The 16,414-nt window shown below is 42.4% G+C and carries 12 protein-coding genes and 1 pseudogene; 7 read left to right on the plus strand and 6 right to left on the minus strand.

Annotation, left to right across the window (positions count from 1 at the left end; genetic code table 11):
* Positions 1-31 precede the first annotated feature (31 nt).
* The 6 genes from AB2N10_RS14080 to AB2N10_RS14105 form a co-directional block, all read right to left on the minus strand.
* Positions 32-1,432 carry an AMP-binding protein gene (locus AB2N10_RS14080; protein WP_369433994.1) on the minus strand — a complete coding sequence of 467 codons (1,401 nt, stop codon included), beginning with the start codon at positions 1,430-1,432 and terminating at the stop codon, positions 32-34.
* Positions 1,417-2,385, minus strand: a complete 969-nt coding sequence (menC, locus tag AB2N10_RS14085) for an o-succinylbenzoate synthase (RefSeq protein ID WP_354622990.1) — start codon at positions 2,383-2,385, stop codon at positions 1,417-1,419. Before menC ends, AB2N10_RS14080 begins: the two co-directional genes overlap by 16 nt.
* Before the next feature lie 12 nt (positions 2,386-2,397).
* Positions 2,398-3,486 carry an alanine racemase gene (gene alr, locus AB2N10_RS14090; protein WP_354622991.1) on the minus strand — a complete coding sequence of 363 codons (1,089 nt, stop codon included), beginning with the start codon at positions 3,484-3,486 and terminating at the stop codon, positions 2,398-2,400.
* A 30-nt stretch (positions 3,487-3,516) separates the two neighbouring features.
* Positions 3,517-4,917: a replicative DNA helicase gene (gene dnaB, locus AB2N10_RS14095; RefSeq protein WP_354622993.1), complete on the minus strand. Its 1,401-nt coding sequence runs from the start codon at positions 4,915-4,917 to the stop codon at positions 3,517-3,519.
* Positions 4,918-4,945: 28 nt separating this feature from the next.
* Positions 4,946-5,305, minus strand: coding sequence for a diacylglycerol kinase (locus tag AB2N10_RS14100; protein ID WP_354622994.1), 360 nt, complete (start codon positions 5,303-5,305; stop codon positions 4,946-4,948).
* A gap of 128 nt (positions 5,306-5,433) precedes the next feature.
* Positions 5,434-6,753 (minus strand): ferric reductase-like transmembrane domain-containing protein, encoded by a 1,320-nt coding sequence (locus tag AB2N10_RS14105; protein WP_369433995.1) that lies wholly within the window; start codon positions 6,751-6,753, stop codon positions 5,434-5,436.
* A 216-nt stretch (positions 6,754-6,969) separates the two neighbouring features.
* Here AB2N10_RS14105 and plsB point away from each other — a divergent pair, with 216 nt between their 5' ends.
* The 7 genes and pseudogenes from plsB (at position 6,970) to AB2N10_RS14140 (ending at position 16,414) form a co-directional block, all read left to right on the plus strand.
* Positions 6,970-9,366, plus strand: coding sequence for a glycerol-3-phosphate 1-O-acyltransferase PlsB (gene plsB / locus AB2N10_RS14110; RefSeq protein WP_369433996.1), 2,397 nt, complete (start codon positions 6,970-6,972; stop codon positions 9,364-9,366).
* Positions 9,367-9,472: 106 nt separating this feature from the next.
* The gene (locus tag AB2N10_RS14115) at positions 9,473-9,874 is read left to right on the plus strand and encodes a rhodanese-like domain-containing protein (protein WP_354622998.1); all 402 of its coding nucleotides are present in this window, start codon (positions 9,473-9,475) and stop codon (positions 9,872-9,874) included.
* Positions 9,875-9,880: 6 nt separating this feature from the next.
* Positions 9,881-10,519 (plus strand): YigZ family protein, encoded by a 639-nt coding sequence (locus tag AB2N10_RS14120; protein ID WP_354622999.1) that lies wholly within the window; start codon positions 9,881-9,883, stop codon positions 10,517-10,519.
* Between the two features lies 1 nt (position 10,520).
* Complete coding sequence (locus AB2N10_RS14125; RefSeq protein ID WP_354623001.1) at positions 10,521-11,978, plus strand: TrkH family potassium uptake protein; 1,458 nt, start codon at positions 10,521-10,523, stop codon at positions 11,976-11,978.
* Positions 11,979-11,980: 2 nt separating this feature from the next.
* Complete coding sequence (gene hemG / locus AB2N10_RS14130) at positions 11,981-12,502, plus strand: menaquinone-dependent protoporphyrinogen IX dehydrogenase (RefSeq protein ID WP_354623002.1); 522 nt, start codon at positions 11,981-11,983, stop codon at positions 12,500-12,502.
* Between the two features lie 142 nt (positions 12,503-12,644).
* Positions 12,645-14,446: pseudogene (recQ, locus tag AB2N10_RS14135) on the plus strand (DNA helicase RecQ).
* A 300-nt stretch (positions 14,447-14,746) separates the two neighbouring features.
* Entirely contained in the window at positions 14,747-16,414 is a 1,668-nt protein-coding gene (locus AB2N10_RS14140; protein WP_354623003.1) for a DUF2813 domain-containing protein, read from the plus strand.

Genomic DNA, 16,414 nt, shown 5'->3' on the forward strand with positions numbered 1-16,414 from the left:
CTAATTATAACTTAAATGCCTATTTTCTTTACTATGGTTCTTGCGTCGTGATGACCGTTTGCTGTGCAATTTGTTGTAACTGCTGATACGATATTTTCAAACCGCTCTGTTCTGGCATCGGAAAATAATATAGCGGGCGTTTGTAACGGCTTAATTTAGGCGTTAAATAATCGTTTAATTGTTGATGTGACGGAAGCCTTTGTGCAGCGATGAAGGCGACTGGTTGTTGTCCGAAACTGGGATGTTCAAGGCTTACGACATGGGCCTGATTGATAGCGGGATGCTCAATTAACAGACGTTCAATTTCTTCGGGTTGGATATTTTCACCCGCGCAGATAAATTGGCGATCTTTGCGCCCGACTATTTGTAATAAACCATTATCTAATCTCCCTAAGTCTTTTGTTGCAAACCAACTTTCTGCTGCGATCAGAGGGGCATCGACGGCGTTGTTAAAATAGCCCATAAAGCGTGTTTTGCCACGTAGATAAATTTCACCTTCGACAATTTTTATCTGCGCATATTTAAGTATTTGTAACTCACTTGTATTGGTTGATGTTGCCACTTGCGAGCTCATCTCGGTTAAGCCATAGCTTAAGTGGTAGCAAAAACCGCGTTCAGCAGTTTGCTGTAGTAAGGCCTGTGAAAAAGCGCTACCACCGAGTAGCAAATGTTTAATCGCTAACGCTTGGTGTTGAAATTGGTCATGTTGTAATAGCTCATATAACTGTTTCGCGACCAGAGAAAGGTGAGTTATTTGCTTTTCTTTTAATAAATTAACCGATAATTTTTGCGTGTCGATTAAAAGGGTTGCACCCGCCATAATGGTGCGTATAACGGTGGCATACCCACTAATATGAAATAATGGTAAGGAGAGTAAATTGATATCGCCACGATTTAGCGATATCCGCTCCTGTGAGGCGATGGCACTATAAAAGTGATTACTAAAGCAGTGCATGGCCGCTTTAGGTGTTCCGCTACTACCGGAAGTAAAGATAATATTAACAGCTTTGCTGGCATCTAGCAGGTAGGGGGAAAGGCCGCTTACTGGTTCGCATCGACGGCTGAAATCTAAAGGCAAACTAGGATAACCAAGTGCAGAGTCGGTTTGTTGATGCCAGATAAATTCGCTAGCTAATAGATTGATGCGCGTCTCTATCTCCTGTCTGCTGAAGTGTGGGTTAATTGGGCTGAAAATAATGGCATGACGCAGGCAAGTGAGTTGTAATAAGAGTAACTGCAGCGAGTTGGTCGCGATACAAATTAAGCGATCTCCCGAGGTTAACCCTAGTTTGAATAACTGTTCTGATAAGTCGCAGATTTGTTGATCAAGTTGTGCGAATGTTAACTGCTGCTTGTCGCTAGTAATCGCTATCGCATCCGGCTGCATTATCGCTTGCATACGCACGGGACAATCGTTCATCGACTGGTCCATAGACACTCCAATGTTTCTATATCTGTCACTATTTGATTGCTCTTGGTTAACTGCTGCGCTTGAAAATATTTTAATGTATCTAGACCAAGGTTGATATCGACTCCCCGATAACGGTCGGCAAGGTGCGTTATTTGGCTCAAACCAAGCACCGACTCAAAGCTTGAGCTGAAGCTTACTTGTAAATGATGTTGTTTGGCAATCGCGATAAAATAGTCAATTCTCTGCCGTGTGCCAATTAACATCGGTTTTAACACGAACGCCTTAATCGCCGGGTGGTGTTGATAGACAAAATCTTTATCTTGTAAACTTTCATCAAGTGCTAAGAAAAACCGATGGCGCTGCGCGAGTCTAATATTATGTAGGTGCGAGGCCGTAGGCTCTTCAATATAATCTAATTGTTCAATCTCTATTTGACTAAAAAAATCATCGGCTTGTTGAAAATCCCATGCCTGATTGGCATCGCAACGTATTTTTAAATGACGATTTAAACGGGCTAATTGATTAAAGAGTTGTACCTCGTCGCTAACCCTGTGGCGAGCGACCTTAAGTTTGATAAGGTTGGGTTTCTGTAATGCTAAATAGTGTTCGATCACTTGATCCGCACTACCCTGTATAAGCGGGATGCTCTCTGTGCAAGAGGCGACCCTTGAAAAAGGGGTGTAATTCAACGCATTTTCTAAGCCGAATTGCACACTGGGGTAACCATTTTGTAATTTATTTAAAGGGTGAGTTGCAGTGCTTAAATGCGCGATTATCTGATCCCTTGCCTCTACTAAGGTTTCCCTGCTAAAGCCTGCTAAAGGGGCTATTTCACCCAATCCGTAGCGCCCTTGTTCATCCTGCAGTTGCAGGATGAGACCACTTCGGTAGGTTAGCAGTTGCCCTTTAAAGTTAAGGGGGACTTTAAAGGGGAGTTGGTAAATAAATAGCTTCGCTTGGGCTATATGGTTCATAGAGATGGTTGGCTACTCTCGGTAATGCAGGGCAACGCGTGAGGTTAATTTAGTGATTAACTCATAGGCAATGGTACCAATATGTTGAGCCACCTCCGTTGCGGGTAAACCCTCTCCCCATAGTGTCACTTGATCGCCGACCTTATCCTTACAGGCTTGGCCTAAATCGACCGTCAGCATATCCATGGAGACGCGTCCGACAATCGGTACAATCCGGCCATTAATCAATACAGGAGTGCCTGCTGGTGCCATGCGTGGATAACCATCCCCATAGCCGATTGCAATAACGGCAATTGTGGTATCTTCTGCTGCCGTCCAATTTGCACCATAACCAACATGATCACCGGCCTTTAATTGTTTGAGCGCAATCACCCGTGATTTTAATGTCATGACGGGTTTTAATTGCTCTGTCTGTGCTGACTCTTCGGCAAAGGGAGAAACGCCATATAAAGCAATGCCGGGGCGAATAACCTCTGCATGGGCTTTTGGCCACGCCAGAATCGCAGCAGAATTTGCTAGTGATCGTAGGCCACCATTGCCTTCGATAAGTGTATTAGTTTGCCTATTAAAAAGGTCAATTTGTAGTTTGGTCATGGCATTATCTAGCTCATCGGAACAGCTAAAATGGGTCATGAGATTAATCGGTTTTTGCACATTGGGGCTGTTTTTTAACTGCTCATAGGCAAGGCTGAAAGCGTCCTTTGTGAAGCCTAATCTGTGCATTCCCGTATCGAGCTTTAACCAAGCGTGTATTGGTTTGTGTAAATTAGCTTTTAAGAGCGCTTGCACCTGTTCTGGCGAGTGGATGACGGTTTCTAAATTATGTTCGACAATCACCTCTAGATCATCATCTTCAAAAAAGCCTTCAAGCAATAAAATGGGTTTATCAATTCCAGCGTTACGCAATCTGATCGCCTCATTAAGGCGTGCAACACCAAAGGCATACACACCCGTTAAGGCTTGCGCTATTTTTACCATTCCATGACCATAGGCATCTGCTTTTATCACCGCCAGTATTTGGCTTTGCGGTGCTTTTTGCTGTAATACCTGTAAATTTGACCGTAAGGCCACAAGGTCAATGACTGCGTAGGTGCTATCCATTAATTTGCTCTATCTAAAAATGCTAATTGGTTATTCGTCATCATGGTAACTGGCTCCAGTATAATCATCAAAGCGCGAATAACGCCCTTGGAAGGTTAAACGCACTTTACCAATCGGTCCATTACGCTGTTTACCGATAATAATTTCAGCAATCCCTTTATCGTTACTGTCCTCGTGATAAACCTCATCGCGGTAGATGAACATAATTAAATCGGCGTCTTGCTCAATCGCCCCTGATTCACGTAAATCAGAGTTGATGGGGCGTTTATCGGCACGTTGTTCTAGACCACGGTTGAGCTGTGAAAGGGCGATAACGGGGCAGCGTAGCTCTTTTGCCAAGGCCTTTAGTGAGCGAGAAATTTCGGATATTTCTAATGTTCGGTTTTCACTTAATGAAGGAACGCGCATTAATTGTAGGTAATCGACCATGATCATACTGATGCCACCGTTATCCCGTGCAACGCGTCGCGCACGTGAACGTAATTCAGTTGGCGTTAGACCAGAACTATCATCGATAAACATTTTACCTTGGTTGAGCAGTATCGACATGGTCGATGAAAGCGATGCCCAATCATTTTCATCAAGTTGACCAGTACGAATTTTACCTTGGTCAATTCGACCTAAGGATGCCAACATACGATTCATGATTTGATCGGCGGGCATCTCTAAGGAAAAGATAAGTGTCGCTTTATCGGCATTGAGTGCAGAGTGCTCAGCTAAATTCATAGCAAAGGTTGTTTTACCCATAGATGGACGCGCCGCGACAATGATCAGATCGCCCGGTTGGAAACCTGTGGTCATTTTATCAAGGTCACTATAACCCGATGATAAACCAGTAATACCATCGCGAGGGTTTTTGCAGAGATCATCAATTTTAGCGACCGTTGCCTTTAAAATATCTTTTATGGCTTGCGGGCCTTCGCTTTTATCACTGCGCGCTTCGGCGATTTGAAAAATTTTTGTTTCCGCAAAGTCGAGTAGTTCGGAGCTATCTCGCCCCTCTGTTTCATAACCCGCTTCGGCAATCTCATTAGCGACACCAATTAACTCTCGAACGACGGCTCTTTCTCGGACAATGTCAGAGTAGTTATTGATATTGGCCGCACTGGGCGTGTTTTGTAATAGCTCGGCAAGATAGGCGATACCACCAACACCCTCTAACTCCTGTTTATTGTCAAGGTGCTCGGAAAGGGTTACTAAATCAACGGGAATATCTTCACTACTGAGTTTTTCAATAGTGGCAAAGATTTGGCGGTGAGCTCGATGATAAAAATCGCGCTCAACGACACGCTCTGCGACATCATTCCATGCTTCATTGTTAAGCAATAATCCACCGATAATTGCCTGCTCTGCTTCAAAGGAGTGCGGAACGCTTTTTATGGAGGAGGTGGTTTTATTTTTATTAGCGAAATCGCGTGGTTTATCTGCCATGGTTAGATCCTAGGTTTTTCAACAATATCTATAAAAAGAGGATTTCAATCCAAATGTAGGCACATAAAAAAAGTGCAATAAAGACCGTCGCGGAGGCCATATCTTTGGCTCGCCCAGACAGTTCATGGTGGTCAGTGCCAATTCGGTCAACGACAGCTTCTATGGCTGAATTGAAAATTTCAAAAATGACAATGATAACCACACTGGTGATCATCAACAGGCGTTCCATCTGTGTTACGTCCAAATAACAGGCAAGGGGAATTAAAATAGCGGCTAATAGTAACTCTTGGCGAAATGCAGCCTCATGTTTAAAGGCACTTTTTAACCCTTTTATTGAGTAGCCACTCGCTAGAATAATGCGTTTTAGCCCAGTATTTTTATGTTTCAAAATGGTAACCTGTTGATCATGTTATAAGGGCTGTTACTTTAGCAAAAGGTAGCACTAAGGTCACTTGTTGATTTACTCATGATGAAAGCAAATATTGTTGTGCTATCGGTTGGTTTCGCTTCTACTGATTAACGCATCTCAAACAACTCTTCATGAAAATGGTGAAGATCATAATTTAAGGTTTTTAGATCACATTTGAGTGCGTGGGAGAATTTAGTGGGCCCACAAAACCAAATTTTGTATTGAGTAATATTGCCCAACTCTTTATTTAATTGGGTAACAGTTAAAAATGGATCAAGTCTATTATTAATAACCTTTAGTGTGACGTTGGCTTGTGTCGCCTGTGCTTGCAGTGTGTGTAAAAAGTCGTTATCAGGTGTTTCAGTACAATAATAGAGTACCACTTTTTGATCGCTACTAATCTTTCCTCTCTCTTGTAAAATAGCCTTGAAAGCGGCGATACCAATGCCGCCTGCTATCCATAATTGCGGGCCAGCTTCTGCAAAATTAAAACAGCCGTAGGGGCCTTCGACCTTAACTTGTTGACCAACACTGACATGCTCTTTAAGTTTACTGGTGAAATCTCCCAATTCTTTAATTAAAAAAGAAAGTTTTCCCTGTTGATGGTCTGCCGATGCAATCGTAAAAGGGTGCGCCTCCTCACCGGGGAATTGAATAAATGCAAATTGTCCGCTTTTATGGCCATGCCAGTTGGGCGTCTGTAGTGTTAAATCCAGCACTTTATTGATGGCGTTATAAGTAGCGCTAACAATGGTGGCTGAATGTTGCTTACTTTTGCCTATTTGACCGAATAAACTCCAGAGAGCGGCGCATGACCCTAGAGTGATAAATGTCAATGCAATATAGGTGATAGGATAGGGCCAATAGGCATGTTTTATGAGGATCGCTGAATGAAAGGCAATCGCGAGAAAACAGATCGATATCAGACGGTGAGTTATTTTAAAGTTTTTGTATTTGATGGCGCTGAGTAGCGAGATTGCCACTAATATAACAAAGCCGTAGAAGCTATATTCACCGATTGATTCTGCGATCCCCCTAAGTGGTTTGATCAGGGAATATAAAGATTGCTCATTAAAAGGCCCATTGCCTTTTTCTGGCCGCGCTAATAGTTGCCATTGTACTAAATATTTGGGAATAATAGCTAATAACCAGTGCACGATGGCCATAGTGACTGAGGCTATACCAAGGTGTTTATGTAAGCGAAAAGATTTATCTAAACCATGGGTTTGACGTTCAATAAATCTTAAACGCATTGCTAGTAGCATAGCGATGCTCATTAAGGTGACAGAAATGAGCCCTGTGATTTGTATTAGTGCGCTGCGCAGTTGAAAGAAATTGTGATAGGGCAAGAAATCTGTTTCAGCTTGTAGCCAGAAACAAGTTAGAAAAATTAATAACAATACAAGAAAATAATAAAGCTTACGCATGTTCAATGTCCATTGTGGGTTTATATTAATTATAGCGCTGCAAACCACGCGTAGTGTCAAGCTATGTAAATATTGAGTAAAGATGCGTATCGGTTTGAGGTGGTCAACTATTCGCACATTGACTACATTATTGACCACTTTAATTACAACACCTTGTTACGCGGCTATGCTAAAGTGATGACAAATAATCGTTTTCTTAATTGTTAAGGTTAGGTTGTGTTTGCCAAAGGTTCATTTATTTCTCGTTTCATCAATAAATATTGGGTAACTAATCAGTATGTGCCGCTGCGGGTGGTCGATGAGTTGAAGTTGGATCTCAAGCGCCCCATTATTTATGTGCTCGCGCAGAATTGTGCCAATGATCTCTTGCGGCTACAGGCGAGTTGTTTACAAGCCGGGTTAGCAGACCCTTATCAATCTATTGATGTTAATGGGGAACGTATCAGTGCAATTGTCTTTATCGATGATTGGTATCTCTTTTCATCGCGCGCTGGACAGGCTAAAAATAGTGCGCAAGATGCTCCCTATTTAAGACAATATGAACAGCTATTAAGGCTTCATCAACAGGATCCTGACTTAGATATTCAATTAGTGCCAATCACGCTCTATTGGGGGCGGCATCCCGGTAAGCAGAACAAAAAATCTTGGCTAAATTCAGTCGATAAAGCGCACCTTGGTGCGTTGCATAAATCGCTAATTGTTTTAAAAAATGGCAAAGATCATTTCATACGTTTTAATCCGCCCATCTCAATGGCGGCACTTTGTCAGCGAGAAAAGTCTGCGCCACATTTTGCTGATAAATTAGCTAGAGTGGCAATGCGTTATTTTGCTCAGCAAAAACGCACCAGTGTCGGGCCGCGGTTAGCAAATCGGGATGCCATGATAAACGCTATTTTAGAGAATAAAAATATGCGCCGCGTGATCCAGCAAACCGCTCTGCTTGAGCAATGCAGTGAAGCGAAAGTGGCAGCGCAATGTCGACTCTATTTAAAGGAGATAAGTGCGCATTTTTCCTATACTTGGTTGCGCCTATTTAGAGGAATATTGAGTACATTCTGGAACCATATTTACCATGGTATTGAGGTGCATCATGCGCAAAATGTGCGCGATGCTTGCCAAAGTGGTGCTGAGATAATCTATATGCCATGCCATCGTAGCCATATGGATTATCTCCTGCTTTCATATATTTTATTCGAGCAGGGGCTAGTACCTCCCCATGTAGCGGCAGGAGTGAATCTTAACTTTTTTCCTGCGGGGGCTATTTTTAGGCGTTCTGGTGCCTTTTTTATACGTCGCTCCTTTAAAGGTCAGCCTCTTTATGGAGAGGTCTTTAAATCCTATTTTGCGATGTTATTTAAACAGGGCTATCCCATCGAGTTTTTTACCGAGGGGGGACGTAGCCGTACTGGGCGTTTATTGCCTGCAAAAAAGGGACTGTTAGCGATTGCTTTGCAAACCTATGTTAATCAACCAAAACGCAATGTCTGTATCGTTCCTGTGTATATCGGATATGATCATATCATGGAAGTGAATACTTACAATAAAGAGCTTTTAGGGGCGCGAAAACGGACAGAGAGTCTATTGCAAATAATAAAAAGCATCAAAAATCTAAGCAACTTTGGGCGCGTTTTTGTTAATTTCGGAGAACCAATAAACCTTAAACAATGTTTAGATGAAAGCGTCCCAAATTGGCAACGTTCAGGCTTAACGACAGCGCAATTGACGGGACAAGTTGCTCATGTTGCGGATCGGGTGATGGTTGCGATCAATGCTGCGGCAGCGGTTAATGGTCTGCCATTATGTGCACTACTTTTGCTTGCCAATAAAACGTTATCAGTGCCCAAGGCGGTATTTCTTCACTATATTAGTGTGCATCAGCATTTGTTAATGCTGTTTAAAAAAGAGAACAAGCAAATCACCCATGTAATGGGAAGTGCCAACCATATCTATCAACAAGCGTTAGCCCTAGGTAAATTTAGCGAACAGGGGGGGCTGGTTACTTGTTCACGCTCAGAAGCGGCAATGTTGAGTTATTATCGTAATAATATAGTGCACCTCTTTGCGCTCTCTAGTTTGTTGTGCCACTGTATTATTTTTTTGCAAAAACAGGGAAAGTGGATCAACGCGATGACGATAGCTGATGCGGGTAAAAACGTGATTCATCTTTTGCAGAATGAGTATTTTTTAGATAAGCGGCAACCTTGGAGTGAAATAGTAGAGAAGGGGCTAATTCAACTGCAAGGCATTGGCGTTGTCGCCTTAAAGGGAGATGATTATCAAATTGAAGATGATAAATTGCTGCGCTTACTAGCCAATCACTTGCAAGAGACCTTTTTACGTTATCAACAATGTTTACGGCAGCTGTTATCCTTATCGTCAAACTGGCAGAAGGTTGATGCTGATGATGTCGCTTTATCTTGCCAAGAAAGGTTACAGGGCATCAGTTTTGAGCCCTTTGATAAAAAATCGGTCGCACCATTTTTACAGACCTTACAAAAATGTTACCCTAAATTTATTAATCAACAGCAAGCGCAGGCGTTAATGGATTTTTTTAGCGCGAATGCAGGTGATGGGCAGTCTACTAATTGGCATCATTATGGTCTAGTAAAATGATGCAACGCTGTTATCTATTATTTTAACCAACAAGATAGTTATGCGGATTAGTATCTATTTACTGTGATAAAATAACGCGATTCATGAATAACAGGGAGTAATAACTATGTTGATGACGGGGCAAGAATTAGTCGCATCTTTACAAGGAAAAGTGCACGAAATTTCCGTAGATAAGCTGAACATCATTATCCAAGATGATCCGCAAACATTATTGATAGATATACGTGAAAAGCATGAAACGGATGTAGGTTATGCCCGTGATGCTATCTTAATACCCCGTGGCGTGTTAGAGATGCAACTTAATAACAACGCGATTATCAACGAACGAATCGCCTCGCTTACATTAACTGCTCTGCAGCCTATTTATTTAATTTGTCGCTCTGGCGCACGCTCAGTATTGGCCGCTCATTCACTACAGCAGATGGGGTTTAGCGATGTTTATTCGGTTGCTGGTGGTTTTTTGGCGTGGCAAGCGGCTAAGTACCCATGTGCAGTAGACAGCCAATAAATTGAGATGATGACCCCCTATAATATTTTAAAATGTGATTTGTCTTTTCAAGAGGAGATCAAGAAAAGCCGTTTTATTACCTATTTAGCTGCTGCTCAAGGGAAACAACAGGCGCTTGAATATCTGCAATCGATAAAAGAGCAACATAGAGAGGCGCGTCATCACTGTTGGGCTTATATTGGCGCGTCTCCTCAAAATAGCACGATCATGGGCTGTAGTGATGATGGTGAGCCCAAGGGCACAGCCGGTAAACCGATGTTGGCGGTTTTGCAGGGGTATAATGTCGGCGAAATCGTTGCAGTGGTGGTCCGTTATTCTGGGGGCATAAAGCTAGGGACGGGCGGTTTAGTGCGAGCCTACTCTAATGGCTTGCAACAATTAGGGATGCAGCTAGAGACAATTGAAAAGCGTTTTTATCAGCAATATCAAGTAGAGTGTGATTATGCTCAAATGGCAACTATTGAGAGTTTGCTAACCGCGGGTAGCGCTCGCATTGTTGAGATTAACTATTTACAATCGGTAAAGGCGATTATTGAAATTGATATACAATATGAGCAACAATTCATAGAGCAGTTGATTGCATTAACACAAGGAAAAGTTATGCCAGTAAAAATTATATCACCGCCAAATGCTATGAGAGAGTAGAGTGGCTTTTCGTTCTATTATTCGTATTGTCGGCATGTTGATTGCCCTGTTTAGTTTAACGATGTTACCACCTGTATTTGTCGCTTCATTATATGATGGCAAGGGTGGCGGTGATTTTCTTGCTGCATTTATTGTTACGCTATTGATTGGTCTTTTGTTATGGGCTCCCAATAGAGGTTGGAAAAAAGAGCTAAAAGTACGAGAAGGCTTTGTTATTGTTGTGCTTTTTTGGGCTACGCTAGGCAGTGTTGGGGCGATTCCATTTTTAATGAGTTCGAGCATTGATATGAACATGGCCGCCGCCTTTTTTGAGTCCTTTTCAGGCTTAACAACGACCGGGGCGACGGTTATTGAAAATCTTGATGGGTTGCCTAAATCGATTATTTTTTATCGACAAATGCTGCAATGGTTTGGAGGCATGGGGATCATTGTCTTGGCTGTTGCCGTGTTACCGATGCTTGGCATTGGTGGTATGCAGCTATATCGTGCAGAAACACCGGGACCTGTTAAAGACTCAAAGATGACCCCGCGCATTGCTGAAACGGCGAAAGCGCTTTGGTATGTTTACCTCTGCTTAACGGTTGCTTGTATGTTGGCATTCTGGTTAGCGGGGATGAGTTTGTTTGATGCGTTGGGGCATAGTTTTTCAACGGTTTCTATTGGCGGTTTTTCTACCCATGATGCTAGCATTGGCTACTTCGATAGCCATTTAATTAATTTTATTACGGTGATCTTTTTACTTATTTCAGGCATTAACTACGCGTTACATTTTACCGCTTTCTCTGCTAAAAAATTCTCGCTCGATATCTACAGAGAGGATCCTGAAGTCCGCGCCTTTATCTTTATTCAAGTGCTCTTAACCACCATCTGTTTTACGATGTTAATGAATCATCATGTCTATGATTCCATTGAAACTGCCTTTTCACAGGCGCTATTTCAGGCCGTTTCTATCTCGACAACGGCGGGATTTACGACGACCTCTTTTGCTGATTGGCCTCTGTTTTTACCGGTGTTACTGGTTATTTCTAGCTTTATTGGTGGTTGTGCGGGGTCAACGGGCGGGGGGTTGAAAGTTATACGCGTATTATTACTTAATTTGCAGGGACTGCGTGAATTAAAACGATTAGTACACCCCAAAGCGGTCTACAAAATAAAAATTGGTGATAAGGCGTTGCCAGATCGCGTCGTGGAAGCTGTCTGGGGATTCTTCTCAACCTATGCATTGGTTTTTATTGTGTGTATGCTAGCCCTGCTCATGACTGGAATGGATGAACTAAGTTCTTTTTCTGCAACGGCTGCGATGCTGAATAATTTAGGGCCGGGGCTGGGGGTAGTCGCTCTTCATTTTAATGAAGTAGCTGACTCTTCTAAATGGATCATGATTTTAGCAATGCTCTTTGGGCGTTTAGAGATATTCACTTTGCTAGTCTTATTTACGCCCGTTTTTTGGAAAAATTAACAATGACGATGAAAACCCTTGTTTTATACTCATCGGTGGATGGGCAAACATTAAAAATAGTAAATCATATCAATACCTTGGTTGATGATGAATTTGTAATCATCAATATCGATAATAACCCCGAAATTGATTTTAGTCAGTATCATAAAGTGCTCATTGGTGCATCTATTCGTTATGGTAATTTGCGTAAAAATATAATCGATTTTGTTAACCAACATAAAGCACAATTAGATTTATTACCCAATGCCTTTTTTTTAGTCTGTTTAACGGCGCGTAAGCCTGAAAAAGCGACGCCTGCTAATAATACCTATATGATTAAATTCACCCAGCAGTCCCATTGGCAACCGCGTTTGAAGGGCGTTTTTGCAGGGGCGTTGCTCTATTCCCGTTATAATTGGTGGCAAACCCTGCTGATTCAATTGATTATGAAAATGACAGGTGGCAGCACCGATAAGCGCCAAGATATCGAATTAACTGACTGGGCAAAAGTAAAGGCGTTTAGTAAAGACTTTTCTGCTTTATAATCTGTTTTATACGCTATTTAATATGCACCTTACAAGCTTCATCGGCTCACTGTTTAGCATGTAGGTTTTTGCATTTTGTTGGCTAACGGGTATACAATACGCGCCCTTTAATGCTTCTTAACTAGGCTGAGTGATAGTGCAAATGCAAGCAGAGCCCACCATCTCGCAAATTTTATTTGATGTTTTTGGTTACAGTCAGTTTCGTGAAGGGCAGCAGGCGGTTATTGAACATCTCTGCAATGGTCAGGACGCCTTGGTGGTGATGCCTACGGGGGGGGTAAAAGTCTCTGTTTTCAAATACCCGCATTGGCACGAGAGGGTATCTGTTTTGTTATCTCGCCACTTATTTCATTAATGAAAGATCAAGTTGACACGCTGCGCGCCTGTGGGGTTACTGCTGCTTACCTAAACTCTAGCCTATCCTATAGCGAGCAAAATCAAATCATTAATGATATGCATCGTGGTCTGTTAAAGCTTGTTTATATCGCCCCTGAGCGCTTACTCCGTGCCGATTTTATGCAACGATTAGAGAACTTGCCGATTAATCTTTTTGCCATTGATGAGGCGCATTGTATCTCGCAATGGGGGCATGATTTTCGTCCTGAGTACGCTTTACTTGGTGAACTCAAGCAACGCTTTCCAACCATCCCTTTAGTCGCCTTAACGGCAACCGCAGACCATGCCACACAACGAGATATTTTGGCGCGCTTGCAATTGCATGATCCACTTGTCGCCATTCATAGCTTTGACCGTCCGAATATTGAGTACCTGTTAATTGAAAAGTATCGCCCCTTGGTACAGCTGTTTAACTACCTTGCAGAGCATAAAGATGAAAGCGGTATTATTTATTGTACCAGTCGCCGTAGAACCGAGGAGTTGACGCAAAAACTGCGTGAAAAAGGGTTTGTTGCTCGCTGTTATCATGCCGGGTTGGCGCTCGAGGAGCGGCAAAGTGTGCAGGAACAATTTATTAAAGATGGGGTGGATATTGTTGTTGCTACAGTCGCATTTGGGATGGGGATAGATAAACCCGATGTACGTTTTGTGGTGCACTATGAAATCCCCAAGAATATCGAATCCTATTATCAAGAGACTGGGCGAGCAGGAAGAGATGGTTTACCTGCGCAAGCGATGTTGTTCTACGATCCCGCCGATCCAGCACGGATCCGCAGTATGTTGGAAAAAAATGATAATGAGACGCAACTACGTGTTGAATTGCATAAACTCAACACCATGGTTGCCTTCGCAGAAGCGCAAACCTGCCGTCGTCAGGTGTTGCTTAATTATTTTGGTGAATATAGCCATAAGGCCTGTGGCAACTGTGATATCTGTTTAGATCCTCCAAAGAGTTATGATGCCACCGAAGATGCCCAAAAGGTGCTTTCCTGCGTCTACCGTACAGGGCAGCAGTTTGGTATGGGCTATATCGTCGAAGTCTTAAAGGGGGCGCAAACGGCGCGCGTGAAAAGTTTAGGTCATGATAAGTTATCCACCTTTGCCATCGGCAAAGAGCAGTCCGCCGAATATTGGTTAAGTGTGTTACGTCAACTTATCCATTGCGGTTTATTAATGCAAAATTTAACGCGTGGTTCCGCATTGCAATTGACCGCCGCTGCTCGACCTGTTTTAAGGTCAGAAGAAGCGCTATTTTTAGCGGTGCCGCGTTTGCAAATGGTTAAAGCTAAAAAGCGACGCAGTGCAATGTCAAATGTTGCAGACAACCGACTCTTTGCTCGTTTGCGGCAGTTGCGTAAACAGATAGCGGATCGCGAAGACCTGCCTCCCTATATTATTTTTAGTGACGTCTCATTGGCTGAGATGAGTGAAAACTTGCCAGTTAACGACCGAGAGTTTTTAAATATTAGTGGCGTTGGGCATATCAAATTAAAAAAATATGGTCGTGAATTTATGCAATTAATTAAAGAGTATTGTAGCGACTTATAATTTATAACTTATACTTGTTATTGATTAACAGGACTATTTCGAACAATAACGGCTATTTTACTTATACCAATTCCGGTAAGTATGTGATCTATATTTTGCGCAGGAAAAACAGCTTAATTCAAGGCGTAATTTGACGTAAATGGTTATTCCCTTTGCGAAAATTACAACGCAGCAGTAAGTTGTTTTAACCAGTAAAATAGATCAGCTATTTATCGAAATTGGTATTACCTGCTCATTTTTATATTTTCACTCACTTCTGCTATTTTTTATTCGCAGAAGGCGTTGTTTTTAAGGATGCAGATGTTACTCGATCAAATTGAAGTAGTTGGATTTCGTGGAATAAATCGTTTATCAATCAATGTTAAAGAGTTGAGTGCCTTTGTCGGTGAAAATAGCTGGGGTAAATCGAGCCTATTTGATGCCTTATCATTGATTTTTTGTGGTACGCGTAAGAGCTATAAATTTGTCCATTCAGACTTTCATCAATCGCCCGATCCCGATATCACCAGTAGTAAGCATATTCAGCTTGTTTTTGCCTTTAAAGAGCAGTGGCAAGGTGAAGCTCAATTACGCCAATATAGATCAATCAATGAACTCTGGAGCCCATCATCTCACGGTCTAAAATATATTTATATGCAAGTCGATGGTGAGCGTTCAGAGGTTGGAAATATTAAAACCTATCGTTATTTTTTAGATAATAACGGCCAGAAAAAAGTTTTTACAAAGGAGAAGTTAGCAGAATTAGTAAGCGAGTTTACCTCTTTTGTGCCGGTATTACGGATGGGCGGCGAGTTTTGCAAAATAGAAGAGGAAGAAGCACTTGAGATTAGCGGAAAGCGTGCATATTGTGAAGCGCGAATCAAGCGTATATTTAAACGTTTAACGGGTTCATCCCAGCAGCTATCTAAGGATGAAATAGCGCGTGGTTATGAAGCGTTAAACTATCTTTTTGACCACTATTTATTTAAGCGTTATGGTAATTTTCATACGCAAATGATAGAGACGGAACATGAAGTGCCTAGCCAGCGTCCTTTCTCATTTCAAGCGTTGACCCATTTTAACGAGCTGTTAAAGACGGGCAACAAAAATGATCGCGCCATGTTACTGCTACTTTTTGGTGAATTTCTTGAAGTGCGTGGCGAGCATTTGCTGCGTCGAGGGGCTAGTCCCATTTTGTTATTGGAGGAACCTGAGAATAGCTTACATCCGGTTAATTTAGCGATTACTTGGCGTTTTTTCTCGCTTTTACCAATGCAGAAATTAATCTCTACTAATTCCAGTCAATTACTCTCCTTTGTGCCATTGAGTCGTATCCAGCGGTTAGTACGTCATCCTGATTTAATACAAAGTTATTCACTGACAGTGGATCATTTTTCTATTAACGATTTACGGCGCATCGCCTTTCATGTGCGCATGAATCACCCACAAAGCCTTTTTGCTCGGGCATGGCTATTAGTGGAAGGAGAGACCGAGACTTGGCTTTTAACCGAACTAGCGCACTCTTGTGGCTATCAGTTAGTGGTCGAGGGGGTGCAAATGATTGAGTTTGCTCAATGTGGATTGACCCCTTTAATTAAGCTAGCTCAAGAGTTGCATATTGAGTGGCATGTGTTAACGGACGGTGATGCAGCTGGGCAAAAATATGCGGCACGAGTTCAAGAAATGCTTTTAGGTAAAGAGTTTTTATCAAATCGTTTATCTGTTGTGCCTGCTTTGGATATTGAACATCTGTTTTTTGAAAATGGTTTTGCCGATGTATACCTTGAAGCGGCTAATTACAGTGAAAAAGAGTTAGCCAAGTTGTCGGCAGCGAAAATCATTGAGAAGGCGGTGCACAAGTATTCAAAACCGGGGTTGGGGTTGGCGATTGCCAGTGCCGTTGAGCAACGGGGAGTCGATTCGATTCCTCCCCTCTTAAAGCGGCTATTTGCTCGTTTGGCCGGGTTAGCCCGATCGCAGTCTGGCTAA

Source organism: Psychromonas sp. MME1, assembly GCF_041080865.1.
Lineage (GTDB): Bacteria > Pseudomonadota > Gammaproteobacteria > Enterobacterales > Psychromonadaceae > Psychromonas.